This is a genomic window from Bacillus sp. C-3-6 (genome assembly GCF_054509685.1).
In genome coordinates this window covers 585784-600643 of record NZ_CM137247.1, presented here as the reverse complement: position 1 = coordinate 600643, position 14860 = coordinate 585784, and the positions used below count along the sequence as shown (strand labels likewise).

Annotated in this window: 12 protein-coding genes and 2 pseudogenes; all 14 read right to left on the bottom strand. The window is 34.2% G+C overall.

Annotated elements, in window-relative coordinates:
* Positions 1-41: 41 nt before the first annotated feature.
* Positions 42-749, bottom strand: a complete 708-nt coding sequence (locus ACW0JX_RS03055) for a response regulator (RefSeq protein ID WP_000598666.1) — start codon at positions 747-749, stop codon at positions 42-44.
* Positions 746-2350, bottom strand: coding sequence for a sensor histidine kinase (locus ACW0JX_RS03050; protein WP_098127427.1), 1605 nt, complete (start codon positions 2348-2350; stop codon positions 746-748). Before ACW0JX_RS03050 ends, ACW0JX_RS03055 begins: the two co-directional genes overlap by 4 nt.
* Before the next feature lie 78 nt (positions 2351-2428).
* Positions 2429-3247, bottom strand: a complete 819-nt coding sequence (locus ACW0JX_RS03045) for a methyl-accepting chemotaxis protein (RefSeq protein WP_438285312.1) — start codon at positions 3245-3247, stop codon at positions 2429-2431.
* Between the two features lie 120 nt (positions 3248-3367).
* Positions 3368-4270: pseudogene (locus ACW0JX_RS03040) on the bottom strand (cache domain-containing protein); the annotation flags it as partial.
* A gap of 422 nt (positions 4271-4692) precedes the next feature.
* Positions 4693-5442: a C39 family peptidase gene (locus tag ACW0JX_RS03035; protein ID WP_372587753.1), complete on the bottom strand. Its 750-nt coding sequence runs from the start codon at positions 5440-5442 to the stop codon at positions 4693-4695.
* A 13-nt stretch (positions 5443-5455) separates the two neighbouring features.
* The gene (locus ACW0JX_RS03030; protein WP_089170389.1) at positions 5456-6277 is read right to left on the bottom strand and encodes a transporter; all 822 of its coding nucleotides are present in this window, start codon (positions 6275-6277) and stop codon (positions 5456-5458) included.
* A gap of 231 nt (positions 6278-6508) precedes the next feature.
* Positions 6509-7759, bottom strand: coding sequence for a sensor histidine kinase (locus ACW0JX_RS03025; protein ID WP_095691439.1), 1251 nt, complete (start codon positions 7757-7759; stop codon positions 6509-6511).
* Entirely contained in the window at positions 7756-8427 is a 672-nt protein-coding gene (locus ACW0JX_RS03020; RefSeq protein ID WP_064532092.1) for a response regulator transcription factor, read from the bottom strand. Before ACW0JX_RS03020 ends, ACW0JX_RS03025 begins: the two co-directional genes overlap by 4 nt.
* Before the next feature lie 195 nt (positions 8428-8622).
* Positions 8623-9327 (bottom strand): annotated as a pseudogene (locus tag ACW0JX_RS03015) (metallophosphoesterase family protein).
* A gap of 453 nt (positions 9328-9780) precedes the next feature.
* Positions 9781-11157 (bottom strand): ABC transporter substrate-binding protein, encoded by a 1377-nt coding sequence (locus tag ACW0JX_RS03010; protein ID WP_000060602.1) that lies wholly within the window; start codon positions 11155-11157, stop codon positions 9781-9783.
* 21 nt (positions 11158-11178) lie between these two features.
* Positions 11179-12000, bottom strand: coding sequence for a carbohydrate ABC transporter permease (locus ACW0JX_RS03005; protein ID WP_000635948.1), 822 nt, complete (start codon positions 11998-12000; stop codon positions 11179-11181).
* Positions 11997-12929, bottom strand: a complete 933-nt coding sequence (locus ACW0JX_RS03000) for a carbohydrate ABC transporter permease (RefSeq protein WP_459245338.1) — start codon at positions 12927-12929, stop codon at positions 11997-11999. Before ACW0JX_RS03000 ends, ACW0JX_RS03005 begins: the two co-directional genes overlap by 4 nt.
* Positions 12929-14026 (bottom strand): ABC transporter ATP-binding protein, encoded by a 1098-nt coding sequence (locus ACW0JX_RS02995; RefSeq protein WP_459245337.1) that lies wholly within the window; start codon positions 14024-14026, stop codon positions 12929-12931. Before ACW0JX_RS02995 ends, ACW0JX_RS03000 begins: the two co-directional genes overlap by 1 nt.
* Positions 14023-14589, bottom strand: a complete 567-nt coding sequence (locus ACW0JX_RS02990) for a glycerol-3-phosphate responsive antiterminator (RefSeq protein ID WP_064531964.1) — start codon at positions 14587-14589, stop codon at positions 14023-14025. The genes ACW0JX_RS02995 and ACW0JX_RS02990 overlap by 4 nt, the downstream gene beginning before the upstream one ends.
* Positions 14590-14860 lie beyond the last annotated feature (271 nt).

The following is a 14860-nucleotide window of genomic DNA, read 5'->3' as shown; positions in this document are numbered from 1 at the left end:
TTTGTAATTAAAAAAAGTATAAGCGACTTATACTAAGTCGCTTATACGTAAAACTCTATTTTCTTTTGATCAACACATCTTAATTTACTTACAGGTCTTCCCACATGTTGGTACATCATTTCGTTTTCTAACACCCCAATGTCAGTCAAAAACATTACATATTTTCGAATAGAAACTCTTGAAATTCCAACTAATTGTGCCATTTCATCTGTTGTAAACACCCTTCCATTCAACGACTCGATCTTCTGCCAAATTAATTGCAATGTTTGCTTCGTTAACCCTTTCGGAAGCTCTTTCGTGACAGTAGGCTCCCTTTTTTCTTTTTGTAAAATTAACGAATCTAATTCCGATTGACTAATTTTTTGTTGTTCTTTCATGAAAGTAAGTTTTTCTCGATATATAGTTAATGCCTCTTTAAATCGTTCAAATGTAAATGGTTTAATTAAATAATCTACTACGCCATATTGTAATGCTTTTTTAATACTTCCCATATCATGTACAGCTGAAATCATTATAATATCGATTTCTTTTTCTTGGTTCCGGATATACATTAAAAGCTCAAAACCAGTCTCTTCAGGCATAAAAATATCAAGTAATACTAAATCTACTCGTGATTTCTCTAATATTTCTATCGCCGACTTTACTGAATTAACTGCTTGAACAAGCTCAAACCCTCCTACTTGCTCTAAATAATGCGTATTTAACATTGCTACCATCGGGTCATCTTCTACAATTAAAACTTTAATCATATTTGCCTCTCATCCCTACCTTTAGGTATTTCAATTGTTATCGTTGTTCCCTTTCCTACTAATGAATGAATATGAATTTCCCCATTTATTCGCTGTATACTTTCTCTTACAAGATACAAACCATAACCGCGGTTATCTCCCTTTGTGGAATAACCTTTCGTAAATAATTCCTCTATTTCTTTTTCTTGTATACCTTTTCCCGTATCTTGTACTGTAATAGTTAATATATCCCCATGTTGTATCTTAACTTCAACTTGCTTCTTTTCACAATTCGTAACTGCCTCTAATGCATTATTAATTAAATTTCCGACAATCGTAATAAGTTCATGAGCAATACTTTCATCATCTATTTCCGGCATATAAGAATCTTCACTTATAATTAATTTTATATTTTTCTCTCTAGCATAACTGAGCTTACCTAGTAAAAAACCAGCAAATACTGGACTTTTTATTCTTTTCATAACTCCACCAATTTCATATTGATGCTCTGATACCATGCCGCTTATATACTTCTGTAATTCTTCATACTGTTTCATATGTGTAAGCCCTAATACGACATGCATCTTATTCATAAACTCATGAGATTGTGCCCGTAATGCTTCTGCATATAGTCTAATACCAGTTAGTTCCTCTGCTAGTTTTCTAATCTCTGTTTTATCACGAAATGTTGCAATTGCACCAACTATTTCTCCTTTTACATATAAAGGAACTCGATTCGTCACAATCGTAATTCCGTAAATATTTTGTTCTTCGTTTAATTGTACTTCTCCCGTTTGCAATACTTCTTTTATACGTGAATTTGGCATATACAACTCAACATCTTTACCGATAAAATCTTCTTCAAGTCCGCTCTTTTTAAATAGACGTTTCGCTTCATTATTAATTAACGTTACTCTAGCCTCTTTATCTACAGCAATAATACCTTCCTTTACAGATTGTAGCATCGTATTTCTTTCTTCAAGAATTTTTGCTATCCTGTGCGGCTCAAGACCGAATAAACTTTTCTTTATATGTCTAGCTAGCAATATTGCTCCTATAATTCCGACTAATACACCAACTCCGACACCAATATAAATGATATGTCTACTTTCCTTAACTCTCTCTTTTACATTATCTGCTGAAATACCAACAGCCACCGCTCCAAGTTGTTCACCCGTTTCAGAAAATATTGGTACAAACACTCGCATGGAAATACCTAAAGTTCCTTCTGCTAACGATACATGTTCCTTTCCTTTCAATACAGGCCCTTCATCCCCGCCAATAAAATGATGACCTATTTTTTGAGGATCTGGATGAGATTTTCTTATTCCATCCATGTCCATAACTACAATAAATTGAACACCTGTGTTTTTTAATATCCTATTTGTATACGTTTGGATTGCAGAGGTATCTGCTTTCCCAACCAAACCATCAATTACAATCGAATCATTCGCCACAATGTGTGCAATTGTTTTTGCCTTCTCTGCTTGGCTATCCTCCGTCGTCCGTTCTACATTATGACTAATTAATATATCTGTCACAAGTAAAGAGAAAATTACAACTGTACAAACTAACAATGTAATCGTTTTCCATAAATTCCATAGTCTTTTTCTTTTTTTCATCCCGTTAATGACTCCCCTAATTGCTGAATAGAAAAATAAGTAAGGTGATATTATTTTCACCTTACTTATCTGCTGTTATTATACTTTAAATTTACTAGTCATCGCTTGTAGTTCTTCGGCCATCTCAGCTAAGTTTTGCGAAGCTGAACTAATTTCCTCCATGGAATTAACCTGTTCTTCTGTTGAAGCTGCAACACTTTGCATACTAGCTGTATTTTCTTCTGCTGCAGCTGCAATTTCATCAATAGCATTTGTCACTTCATTTGCATCTCCAGCAATTCTCTTCGTTGTTTCTACCATTTGATTAACTTGAGAAACAATGTGTGTAGTAGAACTTAAAATTTCCGTAAAACTTACTTTCGTTTTTGTTACAACATCAAGGCCTTGTTGAACTTCTCCATTCACATTATCCATTGCCTTAACAGTATGTTCAATATCCGCCTTAATTTCTGCGATTAAATTTGCAATCTCTCCAGATGACTCTCCTGATTGCTCTGCTAATTTTCTAACCTCATCTGCTACAATAGCAAATCCTCGTCCCTGTTCACCTGCTCTTGCTGCTTCAATAGCCGCATTCAAAGCTAATAAGTTCGTTTGAGTAGCGATGTTTTGAATTGCTTCAGAAATAGCTCCTACCTGCTTTGATTTCTCATCAAGAAGTTTAATAATAGCATCTGACTCGGATACTGATTTAGAAATAGACTGCATTTGTTTTGCGGTTTGTTCAACTAAATCTTCTCCCTCTTCAGCTCTTTCTCGCGCATGTAATGAGGAAATAGAAATTGACTCTGCACTTCCAGTTACATCTTGAATTGCTGTATTTACTTGTTGCAATGTAGCCGCACCTTCTTCAACACCTTGACTTTGTGATTCGGCCCCACCTGATACTTGTTCCATTGCAATTGTAATTTGGTCTGTCGCATCATTTGCTTGCTGTACGCTTGCTGTTAACTCTTCTGCCGATGCTGCAACATGTTCTGCTGAAAAGCTAATTTGGGTAATAACATCTTGTAAAGACGTAGACATTTCATTAAATGAATTCCCTAATTTTCCTATGTCATCCTTGGAATGGATTGTAATTTTCTCTGTTAAATCTCCGTTACTAATTTTATATGCCGATTCAGCTATTTTTCGTAATGGCCTTGTAATAGACTTTGTAATGAAATAAATTAATACACTACCAAATGCAATAGCAATAGCAATGACAATCAAAGTCTTATAAAACACTGGACTGGCAGCTTGGGTAATTTCTTCATCGAACATAACGCCAACTACTTTCCAGCCCGTTTTCTCATTTGTTGCAAAGATTAAATTCTTTTTATCATCTCGTTCTGTATAAGACACATTTCCTTGTTTATCTTCATAAATTGGTTTAATCCAAGGATCAGTAACTTTTGCACCTGGTTTTCTAGATGGATGACTAACAATTTGCTTATTTTGATCTAAAATAACTGCATAACCTTTTTCACCAATGTTAATCATTTTGGAAATTTTTAAGATGTTATCTAAGTTTAAATTAATTCCTATAACACCTTTACCATCTTTTACTTCTTTCGCAATTGTCACTACCATATTTTTTGTAGATGCTGACTGATATGGCGCAGTAACAATTACTTTCCCTTTATTTTCATGTGCTTCTTTATACCAAGATCTATCTGTTGGATTATACCCATCAGCCATTTGGATAAATGGTTCTCTTATAAACTTTCCCGTCTCTGTTCCAATATAAATACCTTCTACTTCTGGATGAAGCTTTATATATTGTGCTAACTTAGTTCTTACTATTTCTTCTTGTCCATTTGGATATGTATCCTCTGTTAAGATGTCTGCAAAGTACGTCGCATCAACAAATTTCTCTTCTATATTTTGAGAAATAACAGTATTTAAAATCGAAATATTCTCCTTTGCTTTATCTGTCATTTGATGTTCAAAATTTGTTTTGGCAGTTTGATATGAAACACCACCGATAATAATTCCTGGTATAGTTAAAATAATAAAAAATGAAATGATTAATTTTTTATTGATACTCATACATTTAACCCAGTTAAATATTTTTTGCATAATAAGCCTCCTTTATGTAATGTGGATACTTGTGTCATTTTATACAATTAACATGTATAAAACAATATATAATGATAAAATGTAATTTTTTCTTCAATTATGCATTTTTGCATATTCATTCCTTATACGTATTTTAATCATAAAAATAAGAGAACTTTAGCATTATATATGCTAAAGTTCTCTTATTTCTTAACAGCGTCTACTCTATAGAACTTCTCTTATAATCCTCAAATGTTTATCCTTCACCTTATAGTCATATTACTAAAAATCTTCGTCCTAATTTATTTAGCGCTCTTTACATAACTAATCGCCTGACTTCCCATTTGTACCCATGCCTGTTCAAAGGTTTCTCTCGGTACTTTTACATCTAAGCTATCCTCAAGTGGATCTCGAATATATACAGATTCCTGATCATACCCAATAAGTACAACACAATGTTCATTATACGTAATAGAAACATCTCCACTATTTGTTTCCCATGTAGTAAATTCATCTTCATCTAATGGTGCAAATGTTGCATTTGTGATCATGACTACAGGTTGCCCTGCTTTTACACTCTTATAAATTTCTTCTATATTCTTCCCTGTTAAGTCTACAGCTTTATTAGGTAAATATTTTTCCGCTAACTGAAAAAGTGGCCCATGATATACACCGTATCCTGATTCAGAGAATGTATAAATATTACCTACAAATCCTTCATTCGGATTCCCGCGCACACCATCTTCTATAAAATTAACTTTTTTTATTTCATTTGCTAACGTCATCTTATCTACTGAAACACCAGCGTATTGTAACATCATCGCTAAGCTTGTCACTTCACAGCCTCTATCTAGCTCTGGTAGTTGCTGAATTAATGGTACACCTGATAAAATGGCCTTTTCATCATTATTACTAAATTCCGGTTCTTTTCCATTTTGTATATTGAAGAATGTCAACTTCTCCACATACTTTGTAATTCCATTTGTATATACACTCCATACAGCTATAGCTAGTAATGCTATACATATATACCACTTAAACCTCCGTATCACTCTCACGCCCTTTTTAGTTCGTTAAATAAGAATAAAATGCGTCAGCATCCGTTCGAATCACTGGTACAAAATTTAGTTCTTTTTCTCTCTCAGGTTGATTTTTTTTTATTTTTTCTGTTAGCTCTTGAATATTCATGTTCGCTTTGTCCATATTAAGCTCATCTGCCAATTGTAGCACCTTTTGTTCATTAATTTCTCTTAACACTTGATATATATCTTTACCATACAAATCAATATGATATTTTTTTGCTTCTTCCTGTACTTTTTGTTCGTACACTTCTTGTGCTAACTCTTCGATTTCCTTCCCTTTTTGCGAAATGTCTAACTTCCCTGCTTCTTCTCTTACTTTCGTTCCGTAGATTTCTTCCGCAATGTCTTCGATTTCTTTTCCATTTGTTGAAATACCTAATTTATCCGCTTCATTTTTAATTTTAATCGTATTAATTTGATTAATTAAATCTACAATTGATGTATTCTCTATCGATATGCCTAGCTTTAAGGCTTCTTGCTTCACTTTTGTTTCATAGATTTCTTCAGACAGAGTTCCAACATCTTTTCCTTCAATCGAGATGCCTAACTGCTCTGCTTCTCTTCCTACTTCTGTTTCATGAATTTCTTTTTCTAGCGTAATTTGTTCTTTTCCTTCCGTTTCAATACCTAGTTTCTCCGCTTTTTCTTCTGTATTCACCGCATGTATCTTTCCATTGTTTAATTGTTCTTTACTGCGCTGTGTGTAATCTGTCTTTCCTTTTGATGTTTCAGAAGGAGAGGCACCCCCTAATATGCTTAAACTCATTACTCCAATAGTGAATACCGTCATCATTTTCTTTTTCAAAATTAATTCCTCCCTCTTACACTTTCTTTTCCATCATTCCCATAATTTTTTTAATACTATACATACATCTCATCGCTGCTTGAGATAACATTATGATTGATAAAACTCACTCACATACACCTAGTCTCTTCTTCATGTAACGAACTTTCTTTATGCCATACATAATATAAATAGTTTCTTAACTTTATCTTAAAAAAAGACGACCTTGTAAAAACAAGATCGTCTTCTTACTTATATTCTTTGATTTTTAGGGAATATCACTTCAAAGCAAGTTCCATCTCCCCATTTGCTCTCTACTGATATTTTTCCATAATGCTTTTCTACAATCCAATTTGCGATTGAAAGACCTAATCCAGCTCCTTCTGACGTACTTCTTGCTTTATCCCCTTGATAAAAACGATCAAATAATTTCGGAATATCTTCTTCTTTCACTCCTATCCCGTTATCCTTCACCTGTATACGAATTGCACTACTCGTTTGCGTGCAATCAATTTGAATATGCCCGCCTTCGTTTGTATACTTCATCGCATTATCTAACAGTATGACCATCATTTGATGAATCCGCTCTCTATCCCCCATAAAAGATACACCACGTTCTACTTTTAGCATCATTTCTTTTTCTTGATAAGAAGCAATCTCCTTATATGGAGCTACTATTTCTTCTAACAATTTATCAAGTTCAAATGTTTTCTTATCCATCTCAATTTGATTAGAATCAGAACGTGCTAGCAATAATAAATTACTAACGAGTTTCGATAACCGCCTACATTCTTTTGAAATTGTAGAAATATCCATCGCTTTTTCTTCTATCGTAGCGGATGGTGACTGGAATAAAACATCCGTTTTTGATTGAATAACTGCAAGTGGTGTCCTGAGTTCATGTGATGCATCAGAAACGAATTGCTGCTGTTTCTCCCATGAATTTTGAATAGGTACGAGTGCTCTACCAGCTAGGAAAAAGCCGATACCTATCGCACAGAGGCTTCCTATGCTACAACCTATAACAAGGATTAAAAATAAAGTATTTAACATTCTTTCTTCCGCTGTTATATCTCGCACGATTTGAACTATTTCTCCATCTTTTTGAAGCGAAAATACTCTAAAATATCGTCCTTGTACTTCAATATCTTGTAACTCCTCTAAATTTTTTGGAGAAAACTTTTCCAAATTCTCTTCAAAAATAGAACGGAATTTACGGTTATCGCCCTCTATTTTCACTATTTTTCCATTCCAAGTTATTCTAGTTACTCGCGGATCTCCAATTTGGATATTCTCCATGCGTTTTCTTGGTGGTATTTTAACATCTAATTTTTCTCTATACTGAGCCATCATTTTTATAGATTGATCCACTTCATTATAAATACGCTTATATGTGTATGAATAAATAATACTACCTAATATACCTATTAATAGGATAAATACTAATGAATTCACTATAGTCAAACGAATGCGTGTCTTTTGAAACATACTTCCCTTTTTCATTGTTCTTTTAATATATATCCAATACCTCGAACGGTTTGAATATCTTTCTGATAACTGAATGGTTCTAATTTTTTACGTAAATGATGCACATACACTTCTACAATCGCTACTGTCGTATCTGAATCAAATCCCCAAACACGATCAAAAATTTGTTCACGCATTAAAATCTTCCCGCTATTTTGAATGAGGTACTCTAGTAGCTCATATTGTTTCAATGTCAACTTAATACTTTTTCCATCTACTTGAACGTCTTTATCTTTTCCGAACAATTCAATCCCTTTATAACGAATCGTTTGCTGCGTTGTTAAACTACCACTTCTGCGTAGTAAAGCGCGAATTCTCGCTTTTAATTCAGGGGCCTGAAATGGCTTAACGATATAGTCATCTCCACCAAAGTCCAATCCCTTCACCCGATCTTCTAAAGAATCTCTCGCTGTCAAAAACAGGACTGGTGTTTCAATCTTTTCATCACGTATTTTTTGAATCACTTCAAATCCGTCCATCCCTGGCATCATCACATCCAGCAAAATTGCATCATATATATTTTGAAGCGCTAAAAACAATCCATCTTCTCCATTTATTGCCGTATCTACTTCAAATTCATCACGCAAAATTTGTACGATAGACTCTAATAACGAAGCATTATCTTCTACTACAAGTAAACGCATGCTCTCACCTTCCATCAAATAGTTCAATTCTATTTATTATTACATTTCTTCTCTTCATAACAAAAGAATGTAGTTGCATTACGTAATTTCATTTTTAACTATTTCCTTATAAAATTTTGAAGTTTTATTATAAAAACTTTGTCTTAAATTTAGCTTAATAAAAAATTGAAAGAAATAAGATTCCTCTTATCTCTTTCAATTTTTTATTACATATACCTTTTTACTCGGCAACTCTAAACAATTTAGCTGACCGCCATACACAGCCCCGCCATCAATTCCAATAATACGATTACTACCAAAATACACTCCGCACTCCTCACTACCATGAAGCGTTTTTGTTTCCGTATGCCCAAATACAACAACCTTTTCACCGCTATATCCATTATGAAATTCATTACGGATCCACATTAACGTATATGGTTCAGATTCAGAAACTCGTTTCATCGGTTCAACCCCAGCATGTACAAATATATACTCTTCTGTTTCAATATAATGATCTAATTCTTGAATAAACTTTATATGTTCCTCTAATACACGAGAGTGTAAAATTGGTTTTTAGAAGTCTTTCTCATTAACCACAATATCTTCTTCTACAAATCCATAGCTATATAATGTCTTATCTCCACCATTTCTTTTTACCCAATGGTTCCATGAACGTTCCTCATTTGTCGTTAACGCCTTAATCATCATATCTTCATGATTTCCCTTTAAAATGAGTGCTCCCTCTTCTTTCAATTCTCTTACCTTTTCAATTACAGCACGCGCATTTGGACCACGATCTACATAATCTCCCAGTAAGATTAATTGATCCTGTTTCGCATCATATTGAGCTTCTTCCAATAACTGTTCAAACTTTTCTATCTCTCCATGAATATCACTAATAACAAGAATTCTTTTCATATTATCCCCCTTCTTTCTAATTATAGTTCAAAACAACGGAAAATTCCGAATCTTAATCTTGAATCAAATTTATCCCGCATTAACGAGCAGTAAGCCCCCCCACTGATTACAGTTTCACTTTATTACAAACTAAACTATTATCCTTACAACAATGTAAGTCTCTTGTCATCCAATTCGATAGTTGTAATTACTGTATTTCCTTATACTGAGAGTAAGAAATGAAACAAAAACAAGGAGAGATGAGAGATGAAAAAAGTAATGGAAGTTATAGTAGCGGTAGTAGAGGTTTTCGTAAATGGTAAACAAGTCGCAATGGAGTTAAATAAATAATGAAAAGGACAACATTCACTCTAGACCCTTTACTCATATAAAAGAGATAAGACTTCATCATTTCTTTGATCCCTTATCTCCCTATAAAGAAAGCCGTATCCCTTTTAAGGATACGGCTTTCTCTTATTTTTGACTCGTACGAGCTGAAATACTAATTGCTCTATCTGTTGCTTTGGCAGCTTCATCTAACGCTTCTTTACTATTCTTCCCGTCATACATTGCTTCTAATGCTTTTACAACTGCATCTCGTGATTCTGGGAATACACTAATTAAAGCCCCTTGTGTTGCTGGAGATTGCTTCGTCGCTTGCAATTGATCTACTGTTACTTTCAACTGTGGATATTTTTCATATTGCTCTTTTACTAATGGCTCATTATATGCATCTGGATTAATTGAGAAATAACCTGTTGCAGTATGCCATTTTGCTTGTACGTCTGGCTTCGTTAAATATTTCATAAAGTCCCAAGCACCTTGTTGCGTTTCTTCTGAAACCATATTCGTCATCCATAATGATGCTCCACCAATAACAACACCATTTTGTTTCGAATCCTCTGGATACGGAATATATGAAACACCTACATTAAACTTAGATGCATCAATTAAATCACGAACACCTGCTGAAGAATCTAAATACATAGCAACTTGTCCAGATTGGAACGCGGCACGAATATCATCCCAACTTGCTCCATACTTTCCAAGGGCGCCAGCTTTATTTAAATCATCTAACATTCCAAATACTTTCTGTCCTTCTTTACCGTTAAATACCGCCTTCTTTGCAGCATCCTTACGACCGTTTTCGTTATCTACATATAAAGCACCTTGTGTCGCTAACAATTCTTCAAAGAACCAACCGTAGTTAAGCATGGAGAATCCATATTGTTTTACATTTCCGCCTTCTTTAATCGTTAACTTTTTCGCTGCTTCTTGTAATTCCGCATATGTTTTTGGAGCTTTCTCTGGATCTAAGCCCGCCTTTGCGAAAGCATCTTTATTATAAATTAATACTGGTGTAGATGAATTAAATGGCATAGAATACATTTTTCCATCAACTGAATAATAATTTGTAATTGCTTTTTCTAATTTTGACGTATCGTACTTATCTTTTTTTATCCAGCTATCAATTGGTGTGATTTTTTTACTATCAATCATATATTTCGTTGTAATTTCACTCGATTGAACAAGCGCTGGCGCTTCTTTCGTTGCAGACATCGTTCTAAATTTTGTTAAAGACTCTTCATATGTTCCTTGGAACTCTGCCTTTATCTCGTATTTATTTTGTGACTTATTATAGTCTGCAACAAGACCATCTAGTACCCCTTGTGTTTTTCCACCCATCGCATGCCAGAAGCGAATTACAGTTTTATCACCATTTTTTTCAACTGGTGCTACTTTTGCCTGCGCTTCAGGTTTTCCCTCTGTTTTACTATTTGAACAAGCGGCACTAGATAATGCCATTGTTGCTACCATTAATAGAGCAGCACCTTTTTTTACTAAACTCATTTTAAGCTCACCTTCTCTTAGTTATTTAATTGCACCTTTTGTTAATCCTTGTTGTAATTGTTTTTGTCCTAAAAATAGTAAAATCAATGTTGGAATAACGATAACCGTAACACCGGCCATTACGCTTCCCCAATCAGTTGCAACTTCTTGTGACTGAAGCTGCTTCACACCAATTTGCACTGTTCTTACTTTTTCATCAGTGGTCACTAAAAGTGGCCATAAATACATATTCCATGTTGTTAAAAAGCTATATACTCCAAGCGTAATAAAACTCGTTTTACAATACGGAATTACAACGCTGAATAAAAACCTTACATTTCCAATTCCTTCAATAAAAGCAGCTTCTTTCAATTCATTCGGAAGTGTCATAAAATGTTGACGTAGTAAGAAAATACCGAAAGCTGTTGCAAAAAACGGCACTGTCATCCCAGCGAAACTATTGATCCAGCCAAAGTTTTGAATCGTTAAAAAGTTAGGTACCATCGTTGCTTCCCACGGAATAAGCATCGTTGAAATAAACAGGAAGAAAATTAAGTTTCTCCCTTTAAATTGAAGAAAAACAAAAGCATACGCCGCTAAGCTTGATACGATAAGTTGTCCAATCATAACGACTGTCGATACAATTAAACTGTTATATAAGTATGTAAAAAGTGGTACTTTTTGAAAAATATTAATGAAATTATCAAAAGTAAATTGAGTTGGAAATAACCTTCTCATTTGAATATCGTCTGGTGTCATAAAGCTTATTAAAAACGCATACAGTACAGGAAAAAATACCATTACTGCACTAATTATGAGCAGCATGTATAATAGGAAATTTTGCTTCCACTGTTTAACAATCATTTATAATGCACCTTTCTCTCAGCAAACTTAAATTGAAGTAATGTAGCAATGAAAATGAAAACAAATAATACCATCGCTTGTGCGCTTGCTGTTCCAAATTGATGATTCACAAACGCCTCTTTGTAAATCGAGTACACAATTAAATTCGTTGCATCATTCGGTCCACCGTGCGTTAAAATATCAATTTGTCCAAAGCTTTGGAACGCACTAATTAACGTTACTGTTACAATAAAGAATAAAGTTGGCGATAGCATCGGTAATGTAACACGGCGAAGCTTATATAAATAACTAGCACCATCTATAGATGCACTCTCATATAAAGACGTATCGATATTTTGTAAACCACCTAATATAACTAAAAATGCAAACCCTGTATTCACCCAAACTGTTGTAACTGATACAGAGAATAGTGCCCAGTCCGGACTCGTTAACCATGCGATTGCAGGAAGATTCATAGCGGCTAATATATTATTAAATAATCCTACACTTGGATGAAATAAAAATAGCCAAATCACTGCACTAGCAGCTACTGATATTCCCATCGTCGAAGAAAGCAGAACTCGGAATAACCCAATACCTCTTACCTTTCCATTTGCAATCAATGCAAGAAACAAAGCAAATATAATACTCGTAGGAACTGTATATAAAACAAATAATAAAGTTGATTTTATACTTTTGTAGAAGGCTGGATCAGAGAATAAATATTGATAATTTTCTAAGCCAACGAAGAGATTAGCTTCTCCATGTATATCGGTTAAATAAAAACTATAGTAAATCGTCCTAAACAATGGATAGAACAGAAAAATCGAAAATAGCAAAATAGATGGCGCCAAAAACAATAATCCTATTCTTAAATCTTTCGTTCTCTCCCATAATTTTTTCTTTTTTGACACCTTTGTTTGAACTGGTAACTTACTTACTTCGATCATTATTTCGCCACCACTTTCAACTCTTCTTCAGCTACCACTTTTAAGTGTTCATTCGTGTTTTCGTTAAAGAAGCATAACTTTTCTTGCGAGAATAATAATTTTACTTTGTCACCTTTGTTCAGGAGTAACTGTCCGATAACTTTCGCACTCCAAGTTGTTCCATTTACCGCAAAGTTCAATATAGATTCATTCCCTAATACTTCTACAGATTGCAACGTCACTTCTTGTCCCTCCTCAGACAGTGCAATATGCTCAGGGCGCATGCCTATGCGAATTGTTCCTTCTGGTAATTGCTCTAACTGTCCAATAGATAATGGAATTTGCAATTGTCCTATTTGTAATACACCTTTTTCTTTATTTACTTCCCCATCATTTATATTCATAGAAGGAGAACCTATAAAGCTTGCAACAAATTCGTTTGCTGGTTCGTTATATATGTCAAGTGGTGTTCCAACTTGCTGTATACTTCCTTTATTTAAAACCATGATACGATCTCCCATAGTCATCGCTTCTATTTGATCGTGGGTAACGTAAATCATCGTAATTCCTAATCGCTGCTGAATTTCTCTAATTTCAATTCTCATTTGCGCACGTAATTTCGCATCCAAATTCGAAAGTGGTTCATCCATTAAACAGATTGGTGCTTGACTCACGATCGCCCTAGCAAGCGCAACACGCTGTCTTTGTCCGCCTGATAATTGACCTGGTTTCATTTTCACATACTCTTTCAGTCCTACCATTTCAATAGCTTCCATTAGTCGCTTTTGTCGCTCTTCTTTTTGTACTTTTCTTACCTTAAGTCCAAATAAAATATTTTCTTCTACAGATAAGTGTGGATATAATGCATAATTTTGAAATACCATTGATAGATTACGGTCTTTCGGCTCTAGATCATTTGCAACACGTTCATTAATAATTAAATCTCCCGAAGAAATCTCTTCTAAGCCAGCGATCATTCGTAATAATGTGCTTTTCCCGCATCCCGAAGGTCCAACTAAAACAAAAAATTCGCCCTTCTTAATATGAACCGATACGCCTTTAACCGCTGTCTCTTCTGCATTTTTATATACCTTTGAAACATTTTTCAATTCAATCACAAAGTTGCACTCCTTTTTTCTTCATGTATCCATACTTCATAATGACTTGTTGAAATCGCACTTGCTCCTGCACGAATTGCAATTTCCGCATCTTCTCGCGTTTGAATCAACCCGCCTGCAATAATAGGAAACTCTATTTCCTCTACTAGCTGTTTAATTATAGAAGGCATAATCCCCGGCATAATCTCTACTGCATTTGGTCTAGTCGTTTTACAATTTTCAATTGATTTAGTAAGAGATAAAGTATCTACAATAAAAATACGTTGAATTGTTTTCAATCCAATTTTATTAGCATTTCGAATTGTCGAACCCTTTGTTGAAATAATACCTTGTGCCCCGATAACATCTTGAATATACAAAAGCGCTTCCTCTGTATTCGTATTTAAACCTTGTATAAAATCACAATGAAGAAATACATCATGTCCATGTTTCTGCAATTCATATACACGCTCTGGTAATTCCAACATTGAACCAGTCATAAGAAAAACTGTTTTCGGCAATTTTTTGTATGCTTTGTATCCTTTCCAATCCTTTATCATCGCAATATAAGGTTCTTTAAACATTTATTCCACCTAACTGTTCTATTTTTATCCAAACTAAAAACACCTACTTACATAGAACGCCTTTCTCCTTATTTGAACTCTAGGGAATAGAGCACACCTAAGAAAGTGGCACATTATATGTAAGTGGGTGTTCTCAAATGTTCTCTACCCTAGTTATTTTGTTACCTTTACTATATTACGCATTTATTAAGTCAGTTTTGATAGATTGTTAATTAGGTGTTAACCGAATGTTAATATTCACCATATCACTATTTACATTAATCTATATATT

Excerpts from the sequence above, each read along its gene's own strand:
- ACW0JX_RS03010 (WP_000060602.1), bottom strand. The coding sequence starts at position 11,157 with ATGAGTTTAGTAAAAAAAGGTGCTGCTCTATTAATGGTAGCAACAATG.
- ACW0JX_RS03020 (WP_064532092.1), bottom strand. The coding sequence starts at position 8,427 with ATGCGTTTACTTGTAGTAGAAGATAATGCTTCGTTATTAGAGTCTATC.
- ACW0JX_RS03000 (WP_459245338.1), bottom strand. The coding sequence starts at position 12,929 with ATGATCGAAGTAAGTAAGTTACCAGTTCAAACAAAGGTGTCAAAAAAG.
- ACW0JX_RS03045 (WP_438285312.1), bottom strand. The coding sequence starts at position 3,247 with ATGGAACAAGTATCAGGTGGGGCCGAATCACAAAGTCAAGGTGTTGAA.
- ACW0JX_RS03005 (WP_000635948.1), bottom strand. The coding sequence starts at position 12,000 with ATGATTGTTAAACAGTGGAAGCAAAATTTCCTATTATACATGCTGCTC.
- ACW0JX_RS02990 (WP_064531964.1), bottom strand. The coding sequence starts at position 14,589 with ATGTTTAAAGAACCTTATATTGCGATGATAAAGGATTGGAAAGGATAC.
- ACW0JX_RS03025 (WP_095691439.1), bottom strand. The coding sequence starts at position 7,759 with ATGAAAAAGGGAAGTATGTTTCAAAAGACACGCATTCGTTTGACTATA.
- ACW0JX_RS03055 (WP_000598666.1), bottom strand. The coding sequence starts at position 749 with ATGATTAAAGTTTTAATTGTAGAAGATGACCCGATGGTAGCAATGTTA.
- ACW0JX_RS03050 (WP_098127427.1), bottom strand. The coding sequence starts at position 2,350 with ATGAAAAAAAGAAAAAGACTATGGAATTTATGGAAAACGATTACATTG.